The following is a 19,967-nucleotide window of genomic DNA, read 5'->3' as shown; positions in this document are numbered from 1 at the left end:
CCACCACGACCAGGAGGAATCCGTGATCACCGAGCCGCAGGCCCCCGGAGACCGGCCGCAGGACCCGGCGCCGGAGGTGCTGGCCGCGTTCGAGGGGGCGAAGGGCTTCATGCCGGCCGACGAGGGCCTGGCCCTGTATGCGGCCGCCGTGGAGGCCGCCCGGCTGGGCCTGCCGCTGCTCGAGGTGGGCACGTACTGCGGCCGTTCCACGATCCTGCTCGCCGGGGCGGCCCGGGCCGCGGGCACGGTTGCCGTCACCGTCGACCACCATCGGGGCTCCGAGGAGCAGCAGCCGGGCTGGGAGTACCACGACAGCAGTGTCGTCGACCCGGTGACCGGTCTGATGGACACCCTCCCGACGTTCCGGCGGACGCTGTTCGCGGCCGGGCTCGAGGAGTACGTGGTGGCGCTCGTCGGCCGGTCCCCGCGGGCCGCCGCGCTGTGGGGCAGTCCGCTGGGTCTGGTCTTCGTCGACGGCGGGCACACCGACGAGCACGCGAGTGCCGACTACGAGGGCTGGGCCCCGCACATCGTGCGCGACGGCCTGCTCGTCATCCACGACGTGTTCGCCGACCCGGCGGACGGCGGGCAGGCCCCGTACCGCATCCACCGGCGCGCCCTGGAGTCCGGTGCGTTCACCGAGATCTCCGCCACCCGTTCCCTGCGCGTCCTGCGGCGCACGGGCTCCGGCATCTGAGCTCGGAGGGTCGTGGACCTGCAACGGTGAGGCGTCGGCCGTCCGGGAGGCGGGGAGGGTCGGCCGCGCGGCCATGCCCTAGGGCCGGCTCCGGCGAGCGCGGCCCGCCGGAACGGAACACTCCGCACTCGTGCTCGAGGTTTCGCGGACGTCCTCCCGGGCCGTCGCTGCCGCGCATCGATGGGTGGGGCGGGACCACTGCCGGAACCGCTCGACGTCCGCCCTGCCACGCGTTCACGAGCAGTCGGCTCGTCGGCACCACAACGCTCGCCCGGATTCCCCGACACGTTGACCGCGCCGGTCGGGGGCAAGTCCGTCGATCAAGGCGCAGGCCCTCCGACGGCCTAAGTGCAGTGGTGGTCTGCGGCAGGGACGGCTCATGGTCGATAGGACGCCAACCGCGAACCGACCCGCCCAGGAGAACGGAGCGATTCTTGCAGCGAGCCGCACGGATCTCACCACAGGTCATGGAGTCGATCTCGACTCCGGAGCGGGTCGAGACACGCCTGGGCACCCTGGAATTCCCCCTCGGCGTTCCCACCGACGAGACCGCCGGCCGCCTCTACGACCACCTGGATCATCTGCACGGCGTCCGCGCGTTCCTCGACGCGTACTCCGGCGTCAGCGTGTGGGCGGCCCGCAAGGGCTTCCTGGCAGCGGGGGTCAACGACCACGACGTGCTGGTCTTCTCCGAGTTCATGGATTCCAGGACGGTGCTGCTGACCGGGAACGCCGACACCGTCTACTTCGTGACGTTCCTCGACCTGACCCAGGGGCCCGTGGTGGTGGAGATGCCGCCCCTGACGCTCAGCTTCTGCAATGACATGTGGTTCCGCTGGGTCGCCGACCCCGGGATGCCCGGCCCCGACCGCGGTACCGGCGGCGCCTACCTTTTCGTCCCGCCCGGATACGACGGGCCGCTCCCCGAAGGCGGGTTCTACACGCACCGGGTCCGCACCACGCGGCTCATCCTGGCCGGACGGGCGTTCCTGGAGGAAGGCGACCCGAAGCCCGCGGTCGAGCGCATCAGGGAGCGGATGCGCATCCACCGCTACGTCCCGGGCCTGTACGGAACGAGTGTCGCGGAGATCGTCACCGGAGGCACGGCCCCACCGCTGCCGTGGACCGCGGAGACCTGGACCGCCGCGCTCCGCAAGGCCGACCCGCCGCGTTTCGTCGAGGGCTCCGGGCTCCCCATGAACACGGTTCCGCCCGCGGACGAGACGTATTTCGACCTCGCGAACGAGCTGGTCCAGGATCAGCCGGCGGAGGCGCTCGATCCCGAGATCGCCGGTCCGCTGGCCGCGGTCGGGATCGTCAAGGGCCGGCGCTGCCGGACGCGAGGATGCGGAAGATCCTCACCGACGCGGCCGCGATCGGGAACGCCACGGCCCGCACCCTCGCCTGCTGCCCGCGCCCGTCCGAGGGGGCGCACTTCTACGGCACGTCCTCCCAGTGGGTCAACGGCCTGCTCGCGTCCGGCCACGACTTCATGACCCCGCCCGCGGACATCACCGACAGCGGCGTCGAGCCCCGTCCGAGCAGCGGCGCCCGGAAGCTGAACATGCGGTCCTGGTGGTGGTACCTGGCCGTGGGCATCAGCCCGACGTTCGCCACGCAACTGACCGGAGTCGGCTCGCAGTACGTCTTCGCGTTCGCGGACCAGGAGGGCCGGCCCCTCGACGGCGGCAAGCACTACCGCCTGGTGCTCCCGCCGGACATTCCCGCCGCCCGGTTCTGGTCGGTCACCGGCTACGACAACCAGACGCGGTCGATGATCGACACCCCGCAGCGGTTCCCGCGGGCCGGCAGCCAGGACTACCCGGGCCCGGCAGCGGTCACCGACGCGGACGGCACGACCACGGTGCGCTTCGGGCCCGACCGGCCCGACGGCGTGCCGGAGGGCAACTGGATCCGGACCACGCCGGCCCGGGGGTGGTTCGTGGTCCTGCGGCTCTACAGCCCGCTGCAGCCGTTCTTCGACAGGACCTGGCGGCCGGGCGAGATCGAGGCGGTGGGCTGACCTCGCGCGACGGCGCTCCGAAGGCATGACGGACCGGACGGTGAGGTGGTCATGGGCACGACCCCGCTGGGGAGTTGGAACGACGGTGTCGCGAAGCGGGCGATCGTCGGGTTCGTGACGTCCGCAGCGGCGGAAGGTCGCCGGGCTTCGTTCCGCCGATGGACCGGGTCGCCGTGTTCGACAACGACGGAACCCTGTGGGTCGAGAAGCCCGCGCCGGTGCAGACGGCGTTCGTCCTCCGGAAACTGGCCGCGCGGGTGAGGACGGACCCGTCGCCTGCCGACAAGTGGCCCGGTCGGGCGATCGTCGACGGGGACGAGTCGTTCCTCCACGCGTTGGACGCACAGGACCCCGACGCCGTGACGTCGATGGTGGAGGCCATCGGCTCGGCCTGGGAAGGCTCCACGCTCGAAGAGTACGAGGCCGAGGTCGCCCGGTACCTGGCGACCTGGCGTCACGAGCGCTTCGGCCTGTCGTACGCCGGCCTCGTCTACCAGCCGATGCTGGAGCTGTTCGACTACCTCAGGACGTACGGCTGGCGGCTGTTCGTCTGCTCGGGCGGCGGGCGCGATTTCATGCGGGTGATCTGCGAGGACACCTGGGGCCTGCCGCGGGAGAACGTGATCGGTTCGGCACCGGAGTTCACCTACGAGGACGGCACGCTGGTCCGCCGGGCCGTCCTGCACGGCCCCGTCGCGATCGGGCCCGGAAAACCGGAGTGCGTCCTCGCCCGCACCGGCCGGCTGCCGTGCTTCGCGGCCGGCAACGACGACGTGGATGTCGAATTGCTTCGGTCCGCACGGTTCGCCCTGCTTCTCGTGCACGACGACGAGGTCCGGGAGTACGCCTACGCCGACGGCGCGGAGAGGGCACGCGCGACGGCCGGGAGTTCCGGCTGGACGACGGTCAGCGTGAAGAACGACTGGAAGACCGTACTGAAGGGAACCGCTCGATGAGGAGGAACGCGATGCCCCCTGTGAGCGACGGCCCCAGCCCGGGCACATCGGCCGAGACCCTCGCATCGATCAGCGTCCCGGACCGGCTGGAGACGGTCTTCGGTGCGCTGGACTTCTTCGACGGCATGCCCCTGCCCGGCACGGTCACCCGGAGCTATGACGCACTCGACCTGCTGCGCGGGATCGAGGTCTTCCTCAACTGCGTGCCCGGTGCCTCGATGGTGGCCATGCGACGCGGACTGCGGAGCCTCGGTATCGACTCCCGCACCATCGGCTTCACGGCCCCGCGCTGCGGCTCGGCCCCATTGGTGCTGACGGCGAACACGGAAACGACGTACGGGATGGCCTGCCTGGCGCTCGACCAGGACGGACCCACCGTGATCGAGGCACCGCCGCATTCGCTGTGCCTGGTCAACGACCTGTGGCAGCGCCATGTCACCGACATGGGCATTGCCGGACCGGATCGGGGAGTGGGCGGCAGGTACCTCTTCCTGCCACCCGGCTACGACGGTGACGTCCCCGACGGCTACTTCGTCGTGCGGCCGGTGACGTTCTCCTCCTGGGTGCTGCTGCGTGCGCTGGGTGGTGTGGAGAGCCTGCTCCGGACGCGGATCCATCCGCTCTCGTGCGCGGCGGACCCACCCGAGCAGCGCTTCGTCAACTTCGCGGAATCGGACTTCAACACCGTCCACGCGAACGACTTCTCGTTCTTCGAGGAGATCGACACGCTCGTTCAGGCCGAGCCGCCCGAGGCTCTCGATGCCGAGCGGGCCGGACAGCTCGCGGCGATCGGCATCGTGCCCGGCAAGCCGTTCGAGCCGGACGACCGCATGCGCTCGCTCCTCGACACCGCCGCCCGAATCGCGTCGGGCATCGTACGGACGTTGTCCTTCAGGCCGCGTGATCCGGACTTCTACCTCTATCCCGGCAGCTCGTGGAAAAACCCGTGGCCGTCGCGCAACCACGAGTTCCTCTCACCGGAGGGCGCCCGGTTGCTGGACGCTCGGGCGGTCTTCCACTACTTCGCTGCGGGTACCTCACCGGCGATGGCGGCGGCGGCCGTCGGAGCCGGATCGCAGTACGCCTACACGGCGGAGGACTCCACCGGAGCATGGCTCGACGGCGCGCGGGAGTACACGCTCAGGCTGCCGAACGGCATCCCGGCGAAGAATTTCTGGGCCGTCAACGTCTACGACCCCCAGACCCGTTCGCTGTTGCGCACGCACAGCCCGTACCCGAGCGTGAACAGCCTCTCCGATGCCGTCCGGACCGAGGACAACGGCGACACGGTCGTCCACTTCGGCCCGACGGCGCCGGAGGGCAAGGGGGAGAACCGGGTCCGGACCGTCCCCGGAAAGGGATGGTTCATCATTCTTCGGCTCTACGGTCCGCTCGAAAGCTGGTTCGACAAGAGCTGGCGGCCGGGCGAGATCGAACCGGCGTGAGGTGGACTGCCATGGGCGAAGCGATCGGTCAGATCCTGTCCTACGGCGTCGGCGTGGCGCTGAGCCCGTTCCCGATCATCGGTGTGGTGCTGATGCTCGCGACGCCCAGGGCACGCTCCAACGGGCCGGCCCTGGTCCTGGGCTGGGTCCTGGGCCTGTCCCTGGTCGGCACGATCGTGCTGCTGGTCTCCGGTGGCGCGGGCCCGAGTGACCAGGGGCAGCCGGCCGACTGGGTCAGCGCGCTCGACCTGGCGCTCGGCGTGCTGCTGCTGTGGGTGGCGGTGACGCACTGGCGCGGCCGACCGCGCGGCGACGAGGAGGTGGCGCTCCCGAAGTGGATGCGGACGGTCGACTCGTTCACCCCCGCCAAGGCGGGAGCACTCGGGATGGCACTGTCCGCCCTCAACCCGAAGAACCTGCTGCTCGTGATCGCCGCGGCGGAAGCGATCGCGCGCACGGGCACATCCGCCGGCGGGCAGGCGACGGCGCTCGCGGTCTTCGTGGTGCTCGGGGCGCTCGGGCCCGGCACACCGGTCGTGCTCTACTTCGCCCTCAAGGAGCGCTCGAAACACATGCTCGACGGCCTCAGGATCTGGATGGAGAGGAACAACTCGGCGATCGTGGCCGTGCTCTGCCTGATCCTCGCCGCGAAGCTGGTGGGCGACGCCATCAGCGGCCTCTCCTCCTGAGGGCGGACAGCACCGGCTGTTGCCTTCGCTGCGGGGCCACCGGCGGCAGCGGCCGGGGCAGGACACGCCGGCCGGGGCGACCCGTGTGGGCGGTTCGCGTGCCCGAGGCGCTCGCCGGCGGGTTCACGCACGCGCCCTGCGCCGGACTACCATCCGCTCGTGACCTCCGGCATACCTCCGTCCCCACCGAGCCGTCCGCGCGGTGTCCGGCTGATCGCGCTTGCGGCGGTTCCGTTCGTCCTGCTCACCGGGCTGCTCGGGTGGAGCACTCTGCACGGATCCGACGGTGCTGTGTCCCCGCGCGGCCCTGCCGGGAGCGCGTCACCCCGCTCCGCGGAGGCCTCCCCCGGCGATTCACCGACGAGGCCGGAGGCCTCCCGTCCGCTGGCGGGCCGGACCGTGGTGATCGACCCCGGACACAATCCGCACAACGCGGAGCACACCGATGCCATCGCCCGCCGGGTCGGCATCGGCACCGGGCGCAAGGAGTGCGACACCACCGGAACGGCCACCGGATCCGGCTATTCCGAGGCGGAGTTCGCCCTCGACGTCTCGCGCCGGGTCCGAAAGCTGCTCGAGGCCCGGGGCGCGGTCGTGAAGCTCACCCAGGACGGCGACCGCCGCTACGGACCGTGTGTGGACGAGCGGGCCCGGATCGGAAACCGGGCGCACGCCGACGCCGTCGTCTCCGTGCACGCCGACGGGGCGCCCGCAGGAGAGCGCGGCTTCCACGTGATCCTTCCGGGGACGGTGCGCGCCGGGGCCGCGGACACGTCGTCGGTCGTGCGGCCCTCGCGGGTCCTCGGCGAGCGGATCGCCGGGGCCTTCGCGCGGGTGACGGACAGCAGGCCGGCCGCATACGCCGGCTCGGGCCGGGGGCTGGACGTGCGCGAGGATCTCGGCGGGCTCAACCTGTCGAAGGTCCCCAAGGTCTTCGTCGAGTGCGGCAACATGCGCAATGCGCGGGACGCCGACCGCTTCACGAGCGCGGCATGGCGCGGCCGGGCGGCGCAGGGCATCAGCGACGGGGTCACGGCGTTCCTCAGCGGACCCGGTTCCCGCAGCGGCGGAACGGGCAGGTGAAGGGGCAACTCGGCGAAACCGGGATGTCCGTGACGAACACCTTCCCGGCGCGACCCGAAGGGACATTCATCCGTACGATGGGGGGCCTGACGCCCCCGGCGCCGCGCGCTGAAGCGCCCCGGCGGCAGCGACGAAACGACGAGACGCAGAGGACCCTATGAACATCCGCTCCCTCACTCGAGGCGACGGCGTGGTGATCGGAGCAGCGGTGTTGCTCTTGATCGCCTCGTTCCTCGACTACTCCTCGATCGACTGCTCCGGGCCGGTCTGCGACAGGCTCGAGCAGCCGAACGCCTGGGACCCCGGCCTCTTCCCGGTTCTTCCGTCGGTGTTCCTCGCCGGGATCATCGCGGCCGTCCTGATCGTGGCCTCCCGGTTCCAGCCGGAGGGACGCAAGCTCGTCGGCCTCGGCCTGGACCAGTGGGGCAGCGCGCTCGCCGTGTTCGCCGCCTGGACCGCTCTGTGGACGCTGTTCATCGCCGACGGCACCGACAAGGTCGGCCCCGGTCTCGGGCGGATCCTCGGCTTCGTCGCCACGCTCCTCCTTGCCGCGGGCGCCCTGCTCTCGTCCCGTGTGGCAGGCCTGAAGACACCGCTGCTTCCGGCGCCGCGTCCGCAGGCGGCCCCGCAGTACGGCGGCGGCCAGCCGCACGGCTACGGCTACCCGGGCCAGCAGGGCGTGCACCAGCAGTACGGCGGCCCCCAGCAACAGCAGCAGCCGTACGGCGTCCAGCCCAACATGCACCACCAGGGCGCGGCCCAGGCCCAGCACGCCGGGCCGGCGGCCGGCGCCCAACCGGGCCCCTCCGGCGCCGACTTCGCGCCGTTCTGGTTCGCGGTGCCCGTGACGCGTCCGCTGTACGCCGAGGACGGCTCGCAGTCCCCGGTCGCCGAACTGGCCCCGGGCACCTGGTACCTCGCGGTCGACCAGCGTGGCCAGGCGCTCGTCGCGCAGACCCAGGACGGCCGCCGCGGCGTCCTCCAGGACACCTCGGGCATTCAGCGCGGCTGATTCCTTCGCTGCCGACTGTGGCCCCTGTTCCCTCCGGGACAGGGGTCACAGTTGCTCCCGAGGAGCGGCTGTCCCCGCTCCGAGCTTCTGGTTTCCCTTCCCCGGAAGGGGCAATACGTTTGTCATGTCCAGTGGAACGCGTAACAACCAAGCAGCGAGGATCGTCGTGATCGTCGCCGATGTCATGGCCGGAATCCTCGGCCTGTGGATCCTGATGTCCCTGCTCGACGCGAACCAGGGGAACGACCTGGTGAGTGTCGTCAGGGACGCGGCCGGCTGGCTCGCCGGCTGGTCGCACGACCTGTTCACCATGGACGCCGAGTGGTTGCGGACCGTGCTCAACTACGGTCTTCCCGCGGTCGTCTACCTCTTCATCGGGCACGCCGTGGCCGCCCGCCTGGGGCGGGCGGCCTGACGGGCTCAGCAGCAGTCCGGTTCGAGCCCGACGGGCAGCCGTTCGCCACCGAACACCGCGGTGGTCGCCTCGTCCCCTCCGAGTGCGGCCACCGCGAGAAGGAGTGAACCGGCGGTCCACGTGGTGAGTTCCTCCGGCCACACGGCCCGGTCCTCGAACACGTAGCCCGTCCAGTACATGCCGTTGTCCGCGCGCAGGTGCCGGATCGACCGGAGGATCTCCACCGCGCGGTCCGACTCGCCCGTCATCCAGAGGGCCAGGGCGAGTTCGGCGCTCTCACCGCCGGTCACCCACGGGTTCGGCAGCACGCAGCGCACTCCCAGGTCCGGGACGACGAACCGGTCCCAGCCCTCCTCGATGCGCTCCTTGGCCTGCACTCCGGTGACGGCTCCGCCCAGGACCGGGTAGTACCAGTCCATCGAGTAGCGGTTCTTGTCGAGGAACCGCTCGGGGTGGCTGCGGATCGCGTGGCCGAGCCAGCCGAGCGCGAGTTCCCAGTCCGGCTGCGGTTCGCCGCGGTGCTCGGCGACGGCCAGCGCGCAGCGCAGCGCCTGGTGGATCGAGGAGCACCCGGTGAGCAGTGCGTCCGTCACGGCCGCGCCGCCGTTGCCGGCCGCGTCGGGTGCCTCCCGCTTCCAGCCGATCTGGCCGCCGGGCTGCTGGAGCCCGAGGACGAACTCCATGGCGGCACGGACGGTCGGCCAGATGCGGTCGAGGAAGGCGTCGTCGCCGGTGGAGAGGTAGTGGTGCCAGGCGCCGACGGCGATGTAGGCGCAGAAGTTGGTCTCGCGGCTGCGGTCGCCGGGGTCGTCGGCCGCCACTCCGGAGGGGCGGTCGGGGTAGGCCGCGAACCAGGAGCCGTCGGGGTTCTGGTGGTCGGCGAGCCACTGGTAGGCGGCCTCGGCCCGGGCGTGCTCCCCGGCGACGTCCAGGGCCATGGCGGCCTCGGTGTGGTCCCACGGGTCGAGGTGGTGTCCGCGGAACCAGGGGATGGCCCCGTCGGCGCGCTGGACGGCGAGGATGCCCTCGACGGTCCGGGCGGCCTGCTCGGCGGTCAGCACTCCCGGCAGGACGAGGTGCTCGGTGCGGCCGGGCCCGCGGCTGTGGGTGGTCACCGGGCGTCCGCCCCGGCTTCGGCGGCGGGCAGGTGGGGCTTGGTGGCGTAGGCGACGAAGCTCTTGCCGATCAGCGGGTTGAGGGCGCGTTCGGCTACCCGGGTGGCGAGCGGCTTCTTCATGATGTCCCAGACGAGAAGCCTGTGGTACGCCTTCACGGGCAGGGCCTTGTCGTTGTCGACGCCGAAGGCGCACTTGAGCCACCAGTACGGCGAGTGCAGCGCGTGGGCGTGATGGGTGCCGTAGGGGCGGAGCCCGGCTTCGCGCATCCTGGCCAGGAGTTCGTGGGCACGGTAGATGCGGATGTGCCCGCCCTCCACCTCGTGGTAGGCGTCCGACAGCGCCCAGCAGACCTTCTCCGGCCCGTAGCGCGGGACGGTCACCGCGATCCGGCCGCCGGGGCGCAGGACACGGACCATCTCGGCGAGCACGCCCTTGTCGTCCGGGATGTGCTCCATGACCTCGGAGATGATGACGACGTCGAAGCTGTCGTCGGGGAAGGGCAGCGCGAGCGCGTCGCCCTCCATTGCGGTTGCGGTGGCGCCGGCGGGCGCCTCCCCGGCCTCCTTCATGGCGGCGAACCACCTGGTGACCTCGCGGATCTCCTCACCGTTGCGGTCGAGGGCGACGACCTGGGCCCCGCGGCGGTAGCACTCGAAGGCGTGGCGGCCGGCACCGCAGCCGAGGTCGAGCACGCGGTCACCGGCGGCGAGCGGGAAGCGGGAGAAGTCGACGGTCAGCACGGGGGCTGCCCTCACTTTCGATGGGGGGGTGCGTACTGCTTTCGAGGAGTTCAGGGGGTGCGCACGGAGCCGGTCTGCGCGGCGATGGCCTCGCGGTACCGGGCCACGGTGCCGCGGGCGGCCTGCTCCCAGGTGAAGCGGCGCAGCACCCGTTCCCGGCCGGCTGCGCCGAGCCGGCGCCGCAACTGCTCTCCGCTGCCCGGGGCGAGGAGCCGGCCGAGGGCCGCGGCCAGCGCCCCCGCGTCGCCGGGCGGAACGGCCAGGCAGGTCTCACCGTCCGGCCCCGCAACCTCGGGGATGGCGCCGCCGGTGGTGGCGACCAGCGGGGTGCCGGTGGCCATGGCCTCGGCGGCGGGCAGCGAGAAGCCCTCGTAGAGGGAGGGGACGCAGGCGACCTGGGCGCCGCGCACGAGGTGGACGAGTTCGGCGTCGCTGATGCCCTTGACGAACTCGACGGCGCCGCCGAGTCCGTAGTGCTCGATGGCGGCGGCGACGGGCCCGTCCTCGGCGCGCTTGCCGACGACGACGAGGTGGGCGTCGGGGCGCTCGGTGCGCAGCTTCGCCAGCGCCTCCACCAGGTGGATCAGCCCCTTGAGGGGGACGTCGGCGCTGGAGGTGGTCACGATGCGGCCGGGGATCTCGGGCACCCGCGGGTCGGGCGAGAAGAGGCCGGTGTCGGCACCGATGTGCACGACGTGGACCCGCTCCTCGGGGACCCCGAGGTGCGCGGTGATCTCCTGCCGGGAGGAGCCGGAGACGGTCAGCACCGACGGCAGGCGGCGGGCGACGCGCCTCTGCATGCGCGTGAAGCCGTACCAACGGCGTACCGACGCCCGGCGCTTCCAGTCCGCGGCGGCGTCGAGGTCGAGCTGCCGGTCGACGGTGATGGGGTGGTGAATGGTGGTGACGAGCGGCATTCCCGACCGCCGGAGGCCGAGCAGGCCGTAACCGAGGGTCTGGTTGTCGTGCACGACGTCGAACTCGCCGCTGCGAGCGGCCAGATGACGGCGGGCGCGGAGGCTGAACGTGAGCGGTTCGGGGAATCCACCGGTCCACATCGTCGCCACTTCGAGGGCGTCGATCCAGTCGCGGTACTCGCTGCGGCCCGGGGTGCGGAAGGGGTCGGGCTGGCGGTACAGGTCGAGGCTGGGCAGTTCGGTGAGGGAAACGCCCTCGTCGAGGACGGGGTAGGGCTGGGCGCCGATGACCTCGACGCAGTGGCCGAGCCGGGCCAGTTCGCGGGAGAGGTGGCGGACGTAGACGCCCTGGCCGCCGCAGAACGGGTTGCCCTTGTAGCTGAGCAGCGCGATGCGCAGGGGACGCTCACCCGCCGCTGCCGCCTGCGCCGGAGGAGGAGGCACGGTTGCCTGAACGGCCTCTGCGGTCACTCTCGGCCCCCTTCTTCACTGCAGTTCTGCCGGAGCGTAACCGCTGGCGCTAATCTAGAACAAGTTACAGACTTGATCGCTCAGGAAGCTTCGAATCTACCGGCAGGTAGCGAGCGCGGGAGGGGTGGAGCAGGTGATTCGCGCCACGGCCGGGCGCTTCCGGCGCTCAGTGCACCGCCCCCGCCGGCCGCGCCGTCCGGCACATGCCGTCGATCTCGCGGAACGGGACAGATGACCACGGAACCCAAGCCTCCGGCTTCTCCCCTGACCGAACGCCAGGAGGCACGTCGCCGCCGGATCCTGCAGGCGAGCGCCCTGCTCGCCGGGCGCGGCGGCTTCGACGCGGTGCAGATGCGGGAGGTGGCCGAGACGTCGAACGTCGCGCTCGGCACGCTGTACCGGTACTTCCCCTCCAAGGTGCACCTGCTGGTGGCGACCATGGAGGACCAGCTGCAGCATCTGCACGAGACGCTGCGCAAGCGGCCGCCAAGCGAGCCGCAACCCTCGGCCCGGGTGGCAGAGACGCTGATGCGGGCGTTCCGGGCGCTGCAGCGCGAACCGCACCTGGCCGACGCGATGGTGCGCGCACTGACGTTCGCGGACCGTTCGGTCAATCACGAGGTGGACACCGTTTCCCGGTTGACGACCGCCATCATCCTGGACGCGGTGGGACTGGACGGCCCACCGGCCCCGGCGCAACTGTCCGCGGTGCGGGTCGTCGCACACACCTGGCACTCGGCCCTGATCACCTGGCTGTCGGGGCGCGCCCCGACCGACCAGGTCGAGAGGGACATCCGGACCGCCTGCCTGCTCATCGACGTCACGACTGCGGACCCCGGACCGGGCCGGCCGGCCTGAGACCACCCGGTGGGACCGTCCGGTCAGTGGGCCCCGTGGAGCTGTTCCGGGGCGGCCGATAGGATGCCCCGCGACAACTTCATCCGTGCCCGACGGGGAAAGACCGGTGCGAATCCGGCGCTGACCCGCAACCGTGAGTACACCGAGCCCCGGGCCCGGACCGTACGAGCCGGAGCACCCGTCCGGGCACGAACAGGCTCCCGCCCGCCGGCCGTGCCGGATGAGCGGCCCCGTCGAGGTATACGGAGCTGAGCCCGGTGGCACCCCGCGGCACGACCGCCCGGGGGCGGCCGTGCCCGGCGCACACCGCCCACCGAAAGGCACCCGCCCGCCATGAACGTACGCCGCAGTTTCGCTGCTCTGACCGCGTCCGCCGTGCTCTGCGCCGTGGCTGCTCCCGCGGCCGCCGCCGCGTCCGGGTCGCCGAAGCCGTCCGCGAAGCTGCCCGCGGGTCTCTTCGGCTCCGAGGACCCGACGTACGACGGTGTGTGGCGGCAGTCGCTGGCTCTGCTCGCACAGGACGCGGCCGGCGCGGTCCCGGCCAAGAAGGCGGTGGACTGGCTGGCCGGCCAGCAGTGCGCCACCGGCGCCTTCGCCGCCTACCGGGCGGACGCGAAGGCCGCGTGCGACAAGAAGACCCAGGTCGACAGCAACTCCACCGCCATAGCGGTGCAGGCACTGGCCGCGCTCGGAGGACACGACAAGGAGATGTCCGCGGCCGTCGGCTGGCTGGAGTCGGTACAGAACAAGGACGGCGGCTGGGGCTACCTGCCCGGCGGACCGAGCGACGCCAACTCGACCTCGGTCGTGATCGGCGCGCTGACCGCGGCGGACGAAGACCCGGAGGACGTCCTGGCGGGGAAGAAGAAGTCTCCCTACGACGCGCTGCTCGACCTCCAGCTCGGCTGCGGCCGGAAGGGCTCCGAGCAGGGGGCGTTCGCCTACCAGCCGGACAAGTCCGGCAAGCTCGCCCCGAATCTGGACGCCACTGCGGCCGCGGCACTCGCCGGCCTGGGCAAGAACATGATCGTCGAGCCGGCCGGCTCGAAGAACGAGGAGGTGGAGCCGCTGGACTGCGGCGCCGCCGACTCCAAGGACCAGCGGGAGCCCGACGAGGCCGCGGCCGGCGCCTCGTACCACCTCGCCGCAGCCCTGAAGAAGGACAAGCACCTCGAGGCCGTCGCCCCCGGATCCGACAAGCCGGTCCCCGACCACGCCAACACCGCCGAAGCCGTCATCGCGCTGGCTGCCGGCGGCCACAGGGACGCCGCCCGGGCGTCCCTGGCCTGGCTCGAGAAGAACTCCTCCACGTGGACGAAGGACAACCCGGCCGGCATCGCCGTCCTGGTACTCGCCGCCCGCGCCGCCGGCGAGAACCCCCGGGCGTTCGGCGGCACCGACCTGGTGCGGCAGTTGAGCGAGACCGGCCCGCAGCCGCAGTCGCTCGGCCCGGTGTCCGGCACCGCCGGTGAGGCCGAGGAGGACGGCGCGGACTCCCGGACCGTCTGGTGGCTCGTCGGCGCCGGCCTGATCGCCGGGGCCGGCATCGGGTTCGTGCTCAGCGCCCGGAAGAAGAGGCAATGACAGCCGCACGGATACGGACGGCGGGCGCTGCGCTCGGCGCCGCGCTCGTCCTGGCCTCCGCCGCGCCGGCACACGCCGACAGCTACCGGTACTGGTCCTTCTGGCAGCAGGAGAAGGGCAGTTGGGCGTACGCGACCGAGGGCCCGGCGAGCCTGCGGCCCGAGGACGGCGACGTCCAGGGTTTCCGGTTCGCGGTGAGCGAGAACTCGGCTGAGGCCGCCCGTCCGCGCGACGACCGGGCCTTCGAAGCCGTCTGTTCCGGGACCCCGGCCGAGAAGGGCGCCAAGCGTGTGGCGTTCGTCCTCGACTTCGGCACCCGGCACGACGCTCCGCAGGGCGAGACCCCGCCGGAGTCCCGCACCGCGTGTGCCCGGGTCCCGGTGGACGCGACCAGCGCCGAGGCGCTCGCCGCCGTCGCGAAGCCGCTGCGCTACGACTCCTCCGCCATGCTGTGCGCCATCGGCGGGTACCCGCGCCGGGGCTGCGGCGAGCAGGTGGTGGACGGCGGTTCGGACAGCGGCTCCGGAACCGGCCGGTCCGCGGACTCCGACGCTCCGTCCGACGCAGCCGGCGACAGCGCGTCCGGACCGTCGGGCGGCGTGCTGGCCGGGATCGCGGCGGTCCTCGCCCTCGGCGGGGCGGCCGTGTGGCAGGCACGCCGCAACCGCGCATGACTCCCCGGAACGGACTGCGGTCCCTGCGGGCACCGGAGGCGACGCGCAGCAACGCCCTGCACGCCGGTGCCTGGTGGCTCTGGGCGCTGGGCCTCGCCGCGGCCGCGTCGCGCACCACCAACCCGCTGCTGCTCGCGCTGCTGACCGCGGTCGCCGGGTACGTGGTCGCCGCACGTCGCACCGATGCGCCCTGGGCCCGCAGTTACGGCGCGTTCCTGAAGCTCGGCCTGGCCGTGATCGCCATCAGGCTCGTCTTCTCGGTCGTCCTCGGATCCCCGATCCCCGGCAGCAGCGTGCTGTTCACCCTGCCCGAGGTTCCGCTTCCCGCGTGGGCGCGCGGGGTGCGGATCGGCGGCCGGGTCACCGCCGAGGGGCTGGTGTTCGCACTGTACGACGGGCTGCGGCTGGCCACCCTGCTGGCCTGCGTCGGCGCCGCCAACGCCCTGGCCAACCCGGCCCGGCTGCTCAAGTCCCTGCCCGGCGCGCTGTACGAGGCGGGCGTCGCGGTCGTCGTCGCCCTGACCTTCGCCCCGAACCTCGTCGCCGACGTGGTCCGGCTGCGCTCCGCACGGCGGCTGCGCGGCCGGTCCGACAAGGGGATCGGGGCCGTTCTGCGGATCGGACTGCCCGTGCTGGAAGGAGCGTTGGAACGCTCGGTGTCGCTGGCTGCCGCCATGGACGCCCGCGGCTACGGACGCACGGCCGCCGTGCCTCCGGCCGTCCGGTACACGACCAACACGCTGGTGATCGGCGGCCTGCTCGGCGTCTGCGCCGGAAGCTACGGGCTGCTCGCCGCTCAGGGCGCCGGCTTCGGGCTGCCCCTGCTGCTGGCCGGGACGGCCGCGTCCCTCGTCGGGCTGCGACTCGGCGGGCGCCGCTCGGTGCGCAGCCGCTACCGGCCCGACCGATGGGGTGCACGGGCCTGGCTGGTCAGCGCTTCCGGAGTGACGGCCGCGGCCCTGACGATCTGGTTCTCGGGGCGGGATCCCGCGGTGCTCAACCCGTCCGTCGTGCCACTCGAGGCGCCCGTGCTGCCGCTGTGGCCGGCTGCGGCCCTGCTGCTCGGCCTGCTGCCGGCGTTCACCGCCCCGCGGCCGGCGCGCAGCGCAGTCCCCCCACCGCCACCGCCACCGCCACCGCCACCGCCACCGCCACCGCCACCGAAGGATGCACCATGATCCGGTTCGAGCAGCTGTCGGTGACCTACGAGGGCGCCGTGCAGCCCGCGGTGCGAGGAGCCGACCTCGAGGTGCCCGAAGGCGAACTGTGCCTGCTCGTCGGGCCTTCGGGCGCCGGCAAGTCCACCCTGCTGGGGGCTGTCAGCGGTCTCGTGCCGCACTTCACCGGCGGTGTCCTGCACGGCCGGGTGACAGTGGCCGGCCGCGACACCCGCACCCACAAGCCGCGTGAACTCGCCGACGTGGTGGGCACGGTGGGGCAGGATCCGATGGCGCACTTCGTCACCGACACCGTCGAGGAGGAACTGGCCTACGGCATGGAGTCGCTGGGCCTGGCCCCCGACGTCATGCGCCGCCGCGTCGAGGAGACCCTCGACCTGCTGGGCCTCGCCGAACTGCGGGACCGGCCGATCGCCACCCTCTCGGGCGGCCAGCGGCAGCGCGTCGCCATCGGGTCGGTACTCACCCCGCACCCGCGGGTCCTGGTGCTGGACGAGCCGACGTCCGCCCTGGACCCGGGCGCGGCCGAGGAGGTACTGGCCGTCCTCCAGAGGCTGGTGCACGACCTGGGCACCACGGTCCTGATGGCCGAGCACCGGCTGGAGCGCGTCGTGCAGTACGCGGACCAAGTTATCGTCCTGCCCGGCCCCGGCCTCCCACCGGTGGCCGGGACACCCGCCGACATGATGGCGCTCTCCCCCGTGCGCCCGCCGGTGGTCGACCTCGGCCGGCTCGCGGGCTGGTCCCCGCTGCCCCTGTCGGTGCGGGACGCCCGGCGCAGCGCCGGGGAACTCCGGGCACGGCTGTCGCCGCTCGCGCCGCCTGCGGTCGCTGCGCCTCCGTCCGCCGCTCCCGTGGCGGCAGCCGAGGGGCTGTCGGTACGGCGCGGCAGGACCGAGGCCGTGCGCGGAGTGGACCTGCGGGTGCTCCCCGGGGAGACGGTCGCCCTGATGGGACGCAACGGAGCGGGCAAGTCCACGCTGCTGTCGGCGTTCACGGGCCTGCACGCGCCGTCCGCCGGCACCGTCACGGTCTCCGGTGCGGTCCCGCACCGCACGCGTCCGGGCGAACTGATCCGCCGGGTGGGACTCGTCCCCCAGGAGCCGCGCGATCTGCTGTACGCCGACACGGTGGCGGCGGAGTGCACGGCGGCGGACGCCGACGGCGGCGCGGAGTCCGGCACCTGCCGGACGCTGGTCGCCGGGCTGCTGCCGGACGTACCGGATGCGACCCACCCGCGCGATCTGTCCGAGGGACAGCGCCTCGCTCTGGCCCTGGCCGTGGTGCTCACCGCCCGGCCTCCGCTGCTGCTGCTGGACGAGCCGACGCGCGGCCTCGACTACGCGGCGAAGGCGCGCCTCACCGGCATCCTGCACGGGCTTGCGGCCGACGGGCACGCGATCGTGCTGGCGACGCACGACGTGGAACTGGCCGCCGAACTCGCCCACCGGGTGGTGATCCTGGCCGACGGCGAGATCGTCGCGGACGGTCCGACGGCGGACGTGGTCCTCTCCTCGCCGGCGTTCGCCCCGCAGGTGGCCAAGGTTCTCACCCCGCAGCGTTGGCTGACCGTGGTGCAGGTGCGTGACGCCCTGACGGCGGACGCAGCGGCCGAGGCGGAGACGGAAACGGAGGCCGGGCGATGAGTGCCGGGAGGCAGGTGCGCGCCGTCCGCCTCGGGCCGTTGTCGGTGGCAGCGCTGGCCCTGGTGTCGCTGGTCGGGGTGGTGGCGTTCGGCTGGCCGCTGCTGGCGGACTCGGCGTCGGGCCTGGTGGCGCACTCGCGGGACGCGCCGTGGTTGTTCGCCGTCGTCCTGCCGCTGCTCGTGGCGGTGGTGATGGCGACGATCGCGGACGCGCCCGGCGGCGGACCGACCGGGGGGAGCCCCGGGCTGGACGCCAAGGCGATCGCGATGCTGGGCGTACTCGCGGCGGCCGGTGCGGCGCTGCGGCCGCTGGGAGCGGGCACGGCGGGCCTGGAGCCGATGTTCTTCCTCATGGTGCTCTCGGGGCGGGTGCTCGGTCCCGGATTCGGCTTCGTGCTGGGCTCGTTGACGATGTTCGCCTCGGCTCTGCTGACCGGCGGGGTGGGGCCGTGGATGCCGTTCCAGATGCTTGCCATGGGCTGGGTGGCGATGGGCGCGGGTCTGCTGCCCGGACCCCACCGGCTGCGCGGCCGGGGCGAGTTGTGGATGCTTGCGGTCTACGGGGCTGCCGCATCGGTGTTCTACGGCACGGTCATGAACCTCCAGGGCTGGCCGTACATCGGCGGCCTGGGCACGGGGGTGTCGTTCGTTCCGGGCGATCCGGTGCACGAGAACCTGGTGCGGTTCGTGGCGTACTGCCTGGCGACCTCACTGGGGTGGGACCTGCCGCGCGCCGCACTGACCGTGGTGCTGACCCTCACCCTCGGGGCGACGGTCCTCAAGGCGCTGCGCCGCGCGACCCGTCGTGCCGCCTTCGACGCGACCGCGGTGTGGCGAACCGATTGACGCGCCCGCACAGGGCATCCGCGGTGTCCGCGCCCCGCCGTGGACGACGACCACGGCCGCGAGGGCGATCACGAGGCCCACGGCCGTCCGGGCGCCGAACGGCTCGTCGAACATCAGGGCGCCCCAGACCGCCGTGACCGGAGCCATCAGGAACATGAGGGCATTCACCCGGGTGACGCCCGAACGGCGCATGACGAGCCAGTACAACCCGTAGCCGCCGAAGGTCGACAGGACGACGAGCCAGACGACCGCAGTCCAGAACACCGGCTCGGCCGGGGGCGCCGCATTGCCGGTGGCACCCGCGAGAACGGTGAAGACGACCGCGCTGGCACCGCAGTGGATCGTCATCGCCACCGCCGGTGCGACCGGGGCCGGCGAGCGGCCCTCCAGGAAGGTGGCCGCGACCAGCGAGAGCATCCCCAGGAACGGGACGAGGTAGGCGAACCCGGGGACACCCGACCCGGCGGAGGCGTCGGCCGTCGTGACGACGGCGACTCCGGTCAGCCCCAAGAGCAGCCCGAGCCACTGGCGGCCGGTGACCGCCTGCCCCAGAAGAGGGCCCGCGAGTGCCCCCGCGACCAACGGCTGGGTGCCGTCGATCAGGGCGGTGGTCCCGCTGGAAACCCCGAGTTGGATCGCGTGGTAGACCGTGAACAGGTATCCGCTCTGCGACAGCACGCCGATCACCCGTTGCCGGGCCAGGTCCCGGATACCGAGTCTTCGCCAGGAGGAGCGGCGGAGCACGGCCCAGGCCAGCAGGGGGACGGCCGGGAGCACGAAGCGCCACATCAGCAGGGTGATCGCCCCGGCGCTTCCCGCACCGAGCTTGGCGCCGATGAACCCGGAGCTCCAGCACAGCACGAACGCGGCCGGGAGCAGGACGTTCACGCGCACCTCCACAACGTGTAAACAGATCGGTATACCCAGTGACTATACAGATCGGTATACCCTGGTGCCATGGAGAGGACGGGACCCGTGCAGAGAATCGCCATGACCCCCGGCGCGCTGCGCATCAGGGAGGCAGCCGCCCGGCTGTTCTACGAACGCGGCATCCACGCCGTGGGAGTGGACCTCATTGCCGCCGAAGCGGGGGTGACGAAGAAGACGCTCTACGACCGTTTCGGCTCCAAGGACCAGGTCGTGGTGGAGTACCTTGCCGAACGCGACGAGCGCTGGCGGGATTTCCTCGCCCGTCGGCTCGCCGAGGCGGAACCGGGACCCGTACACCAGGTGACGGCGGTGTTCGACGCCTCGAAGGCCTGGATGGGCGAGAGCAGCCCCAAGGGGTGCAGCATGGTCAACGCCCACGCCGAGATCAGCGACCCGTCCCACCCGGCCCACGCCGTGATCACCGGCCAGAAGGCGTGGATGCTGGGGCTGTTCACCGATCTCGCGCGGGAGATCACTCCGACGGCTGCGACGCAGCTCGGCCGGTCGCTGACCCTGCTGCACGAAGGGGCCCTGGTCGCCCACGGGATGAAAACGTTCCCCGACCCGATCGGCCACGCCCGCCACCAGGCGCAGCTTCTGATGACCGGAGCCCGGAACACCGCCGGCAAGCCGTAGTCGCCTTGTCCGGAGGGCCGGGCTCAGGCACCTGGAGTGCGGCCGTGCGC

General features: G+C 72.3%; 19 protein-coding genes and 1 pseudogene. 16 read left to right on the top strand and 4 right to left on the bottom strand.

All coding sequences use genetic code 11. The features are described from left to right. Positions 1-109: 109 nt before the first annotated feature. The 9 genes from M1E25_RS18570 (at position 110) to M1E25_RS18530 (ending at position 8,320) form a co-directional block, all read left to right on the top strand. Complete coding sequence (locus tag M1E25_RS18570) at positions 110-697, top strand: class I SAM-dependent methyltransferase (RefSeq protein WP_372501093.1); 588 nt, start codon at positions 110-112, stop codon at positions 695-697. A 434-nt stretch (positions 698-1,131) separates the two neighbouring features. Beyond that, complete coding sequence (locus M1E25_RS18565) at positions 1,132-2,193, top strand: DUF1254 domain-containing protein (RefSeq protein WP_251417015.1); 1,062 nt, start codon at positions 1,132-1,134, stop codon at positions 2,191-2,193. Next, positions 2,190-2,720, top strand: a complete 531-nt coding sequence (locus M1E25_RS18560; RefSeq protein WP_251417012.1) for a DUF1214 domain-containing protein — start codon at positions 2,190-2,192, stop codon at positions 2,718-2,720. The genes M1E25_RS18565 and M1E25_RS18560 overlap by 4 nt, the downstream gene beginning before the upstream one ends. A gap of 158 nt (positions 2,721-2,878) precedes the next feature. Continuing rightward, complete coding sequence (locus M1E25_RS18555) at positions 2,879-3,676, top strand: HAD family hydrolase (RefSeq protein ID WP_251417010.1); 798 nt, start codon at positions 2,879-2,881, stop codon at positions 3,674-3,676. Between the two features lie 11 nt (positions 3,677-3,687). Beyond that, on the top strand, positions 3,688-5,121 hold the full coding sequence (locus M1E25_RS18550) for a DUF1254 domain-containing protein (RefSeq protein WP_251417007.1): 1,434 nt from the start codon (positions 3,688-3,690) through the stop codon (positions 5,119-5,121). A gap of 11 nt (positions 5,122-5,132) precedes the next feature. Beyond that, a complete protein-coding gene (locus tag M1E25_RS18545; protein ID WP_251417005.1) occupies positions 5,133-5,810 on the top strand; it encodes a GAP family protein in 678 nt (225 codons plus the stop codon). 159 nt (positions 5,811-5,969) lie between these two features. Continuing rightward, positions 5,970-6,893, top strand: coding sequence for an N-acetylmuramoyl-L-alanine amidase (locus M1E25_RS18540; RefSeq protein WP_251417002.1), 924 nt, complete (start codon positions 5,970-5,972; stop codon positions 6,891-6,893). Positions 6,894-7,050: 157 nt separating this feature from the next. Then, positions 7,051-7,905 (top strand): hypothetical protein, encoded by an 855-nt coding sequence (locus tag M1E25_RS18535; RefSeq protein ID WP_251417000.1) that lies wholly within the window; start codon positions 7,051-7,053, stop codon positions 7,903-7,905. 124 nt (positions 7,906-8,029) lie between these two features. Then, positions 8,030-8,320, top strand: a complete 291-nt coding sequence (locus M1E25_RS18530) for a hypothetical protein (protein WP_251416998.1) — start codon at positions 8,030-8,032, stop codon at positions 8,318-8,320. 5 nt (positions 8,321-8,325) lie between these two features. Here the strand turns inward: M1E25_RS18530 and M1E25_RS18525 are convergent, their stop codons facing one another. The 3 genes from M1E25_RS18525 to M1E25_RS18515 are packed head-to-tail and all read right to left on the bottom strand — an operon-like array spanning position 8,326 to position 11,566. Further along, positions 8,326-9,435 carry a prenyltransferase/squalene oxidase repeat-containing protein gene (locus M1E25_RS18525; protein ID WP_251416996.1) on the bottom strand — a complete coding sequence of 370 codons (1,110 nt, stop codon included), beginning with the start codon at positions 9,433-9,435 and terminating at the stop codon, positions 8,326-8,328. Next, a complete protein-coding gene (locus tag M1E25_RS18520; RefSeq protein WP_251416994.1) occupies positions 9,432-10,178 on the bottom strand; it encodes a class I SAM-dependent methyltransferase in 747 nt (248 codons plus the stop codon). Before M1E25_RS18520 ends, M1E25_RS18525 begins: the two co-directional genes overlap by 4 nt. Positions 10,179-10,228: 50 nt before the next feature. Then, on the bottom strand, positions 10,229-11,566 hold the full coding sequence (locus tag M1E25_RS18515; protein WP_251416992.1) for a glycosyltransferase family 4 protein: 1,338 nt from the start codon (positions 11,564-11,566) through the stop codon (positions 10,229-10,231). Positions 11,567-11,797: 231 nt separating this feature from the next. Between M1E25_RS18515 and M1E25_RS18510 the strand changes: the two genes are divergently transcribed. From M1E25_RS18510 to M1E25_RS18485, 6 genes are all read left to right on the top strand, one after another. Further along, on the top strand, positions 11,798-12,424 hold the full coding sequence (locus M1E25_RS18510) for a TetR family transcriptional regulator (RefSeq protein ID WP_251416990.1): 627 nt from the start codon (positions 11,798-11,800) through the stop codon (positions 12,422-12,424). A gap of 333 nt (positions 12,425-12,757) precedes the next feature. Next, positions 12,758-14,008 (top strand): SCO2321 family membrane protein, encoded by a 1,251-nt coding sequence (locus tag M1E25_RS18505; RefSeq protein ID WP_251416988.1) that lies wholly within the window; start codon positions 12,758-12,760, stop codon positions 14,006-14,008. Further along, a complete protein-coding gene (locus tag M1E25_RS18500; RefSeq protein ID WP_251416986.1) occupies positions 14,005-14,682 on the top strand; it encodes an SCO2322 family protein in 678 nt (225 codons plus the stop codon). Before M1E25_RS18505 ends, M1E25_RS18500 begins: the two co-directional genes overlap by 4 nt. Continuing rightward, entirely contained in the window at positions 14,679-15,860 is a 1,182-nt protein-coding gene (locus M1E25_RS18495) for an energy-coupling factor transporter transmembrane component T (protein WP_251416983.1), read from the top strand. The genes M1E25_RS18500 and M1E25_RS18495 overlap by 4 nt, the downstream gene beginning before the upstream one ends. Then, complete coding sequence (locus tag M1E25_RS18490; protein ID WP_251416980.1) at positions 15,857-17,506, top strand: ABC transporter ATP-binding protein; 1,650 nt, start codon at positions 15,857-15,859, stop codon at positions 17,504-17,506. Before M1E25_RS18495 ends, M1E25_RS18490 begins: the two co-directional genes overlap by 4 nt. After that, a complete protein-coding gene (locus M1E25_RS18485; RefSeq protein ID WP_308290445.1) occupies positions 17,503-18,351 on the top strand; it encodes an ECF transporter S component in 849 nt (282 codons plus the stop codon). Before M1E25_RS18490 ends, M1E25_RS18485 begins: the two co-directional genes overlap by 4 nt. Before the next feature lie 30 nt (positions 18,352-18,381). On the opposite strand, the pseudogene M1E25_RS18480 reads toward M1E25_RS18485, so the two are convergent. After that, positions 18,382-19,239, bottom strand: a pseudogene (locus tag M1E25_RS18480) (DMT family transporter); the annotation flags it as partial. Positions 19,240-19,308: 69 nt separating this feature from the next. Between M1E25_RS18480 and M1E25_RS18475 the strand changes: the two are divergent. Further along, positions 19,309-19,917, top strand: a complete 609-nt coding sequence (locus M1E25_RS18475; RefSeq protein ID WP_251416974.1) for a TetR/AcrR family transcriptional regulator — start codon at positions 19,309-19,311, stop codon at positions 19,915-19,917. Positions 19,918-19,967: the final 50 nt, after the last annotated feature.

It is taken from the genome of Streptomyces meridianus (assembly GCF_023703325.1).
GTDB classification, from domain to species: domain Bacteria; phylum Actinomycetota; class Actinomycetes; order Streptomycetales; family Streptomycetaceae; genus Streptomyces; species Streptomyces meridianus.
Note: the sequence above shows the minus strand (reverse complement) of the source record. Positions and strands in the feature narration are given on the sequence as shown.

What these genes read in the sequence shown, in the direction of transcription:
- M1E25_RS18490 (WP_251416980.1), top strand. Translation starts at nt 15,857, where the DNA reads ATGATCCGGTTCGAGCAGCTGTCGGTGACCTACGAGGGCGCCGTGCAG.
- M1E25_RS18485 (WP_308290445.1), top strand. Translation starts at nt 17,503, where the DNA reads ATGAGTGCCGGGAGGCAGGTGCGCGCCGTCCGCCTCGGGCCGTTGTCG.
- M1E25_RS18570 (WP_372501093.1), top strand. Translation starts at nt 110, where the DNA reads ATGCCGGCCGACGAGGGCCTGGCCCTGTATGCGGCCGCCGTGGAGGCC.
- M1E25_RS18545 (WP_251417005.1), top strand. Translation starts at nt 5,133, where the DNA reads ATGGGCGAAGCGATCGGTCAGATCCTGTCCTACGGCGTCGGCGTGGCG.
- M1E25_RS18510 (WP_251416990.1), top strand. Translation starts at nt 11,798, where the DNA reads ATGACCACGGAACCCAAGCCTCCGGCTTCTCCCCTGACCGAACGCCAG.
- M1E25_RS18535 (WP_251417000.1), top strand. Translation starts at nt 7,051, where the DNA reads ATGAACATCCGCTCCCTCACTCGAGGCGACGGCGTGGTGATCGGAGCA.
- M1E25_RS18505 (WP_251416988.1), top strand. Translation starts at nt 12,758, where the DNA reads ATGAACGTACGCCGCAGTTTCGCTGCTCTGACCGCGTCCGCCGTGCTC.
- M1E25_RS18500 (WP_251416986.1), top strand. Translation starts at nt 14,005, where the DNA reads ATGACAGCCGCACGGATACGGACGGCGGGCGCTGCGCTCGGCGCCGCG.
- M1E25_RS18495 (WP_251416983.1), top strand. Translation starts at nt 14,679, where the DNA reads ATGACTCCCCGGAACGGACTGCGGTCCCTGCGGGCACCGGAGGCGACG.
- M1E25_RS18550 (WP_251417007.1), top strand. Translation starts at nt 3,688, where the DNA reads ATGCCCCCTGTGAGCGACGGCCCCAGCCCGGGCACATCGGCCGAGACC.
- M1E25_RS18560 (WP_251417012.1), top strand. Translation starts at nt 2,190, where the DNA reads ATGACCCCGCCCGCGGACATCACCGACAGCGGCGTCGAGCCCCGTCCG.
- M1E25_RS18475 (WP_251416974.1), top strand. Translation starts at nt 19,309, where the DNA reads ATGGAGAGGACGGGACCCGTGCAGAGAATCGCCATGACCCCCGGCGCG.
- M1E25_RS18555 (WP_251417010.1), top strand. Translation starts at nt 2,879, where the DNA reads ATGGACCGGGTCGCCGTGTTCGACAACGACGGAACCCTGTGGGTCGAG.
- M1E25_RS18530 (WP_251416998.1), top strand. Translation starts at nt 8,030, where the DNA reads ATGTCCAGTGGAACGCGTAACAACCAAGCAGCGAGGATCGTCGTGATC.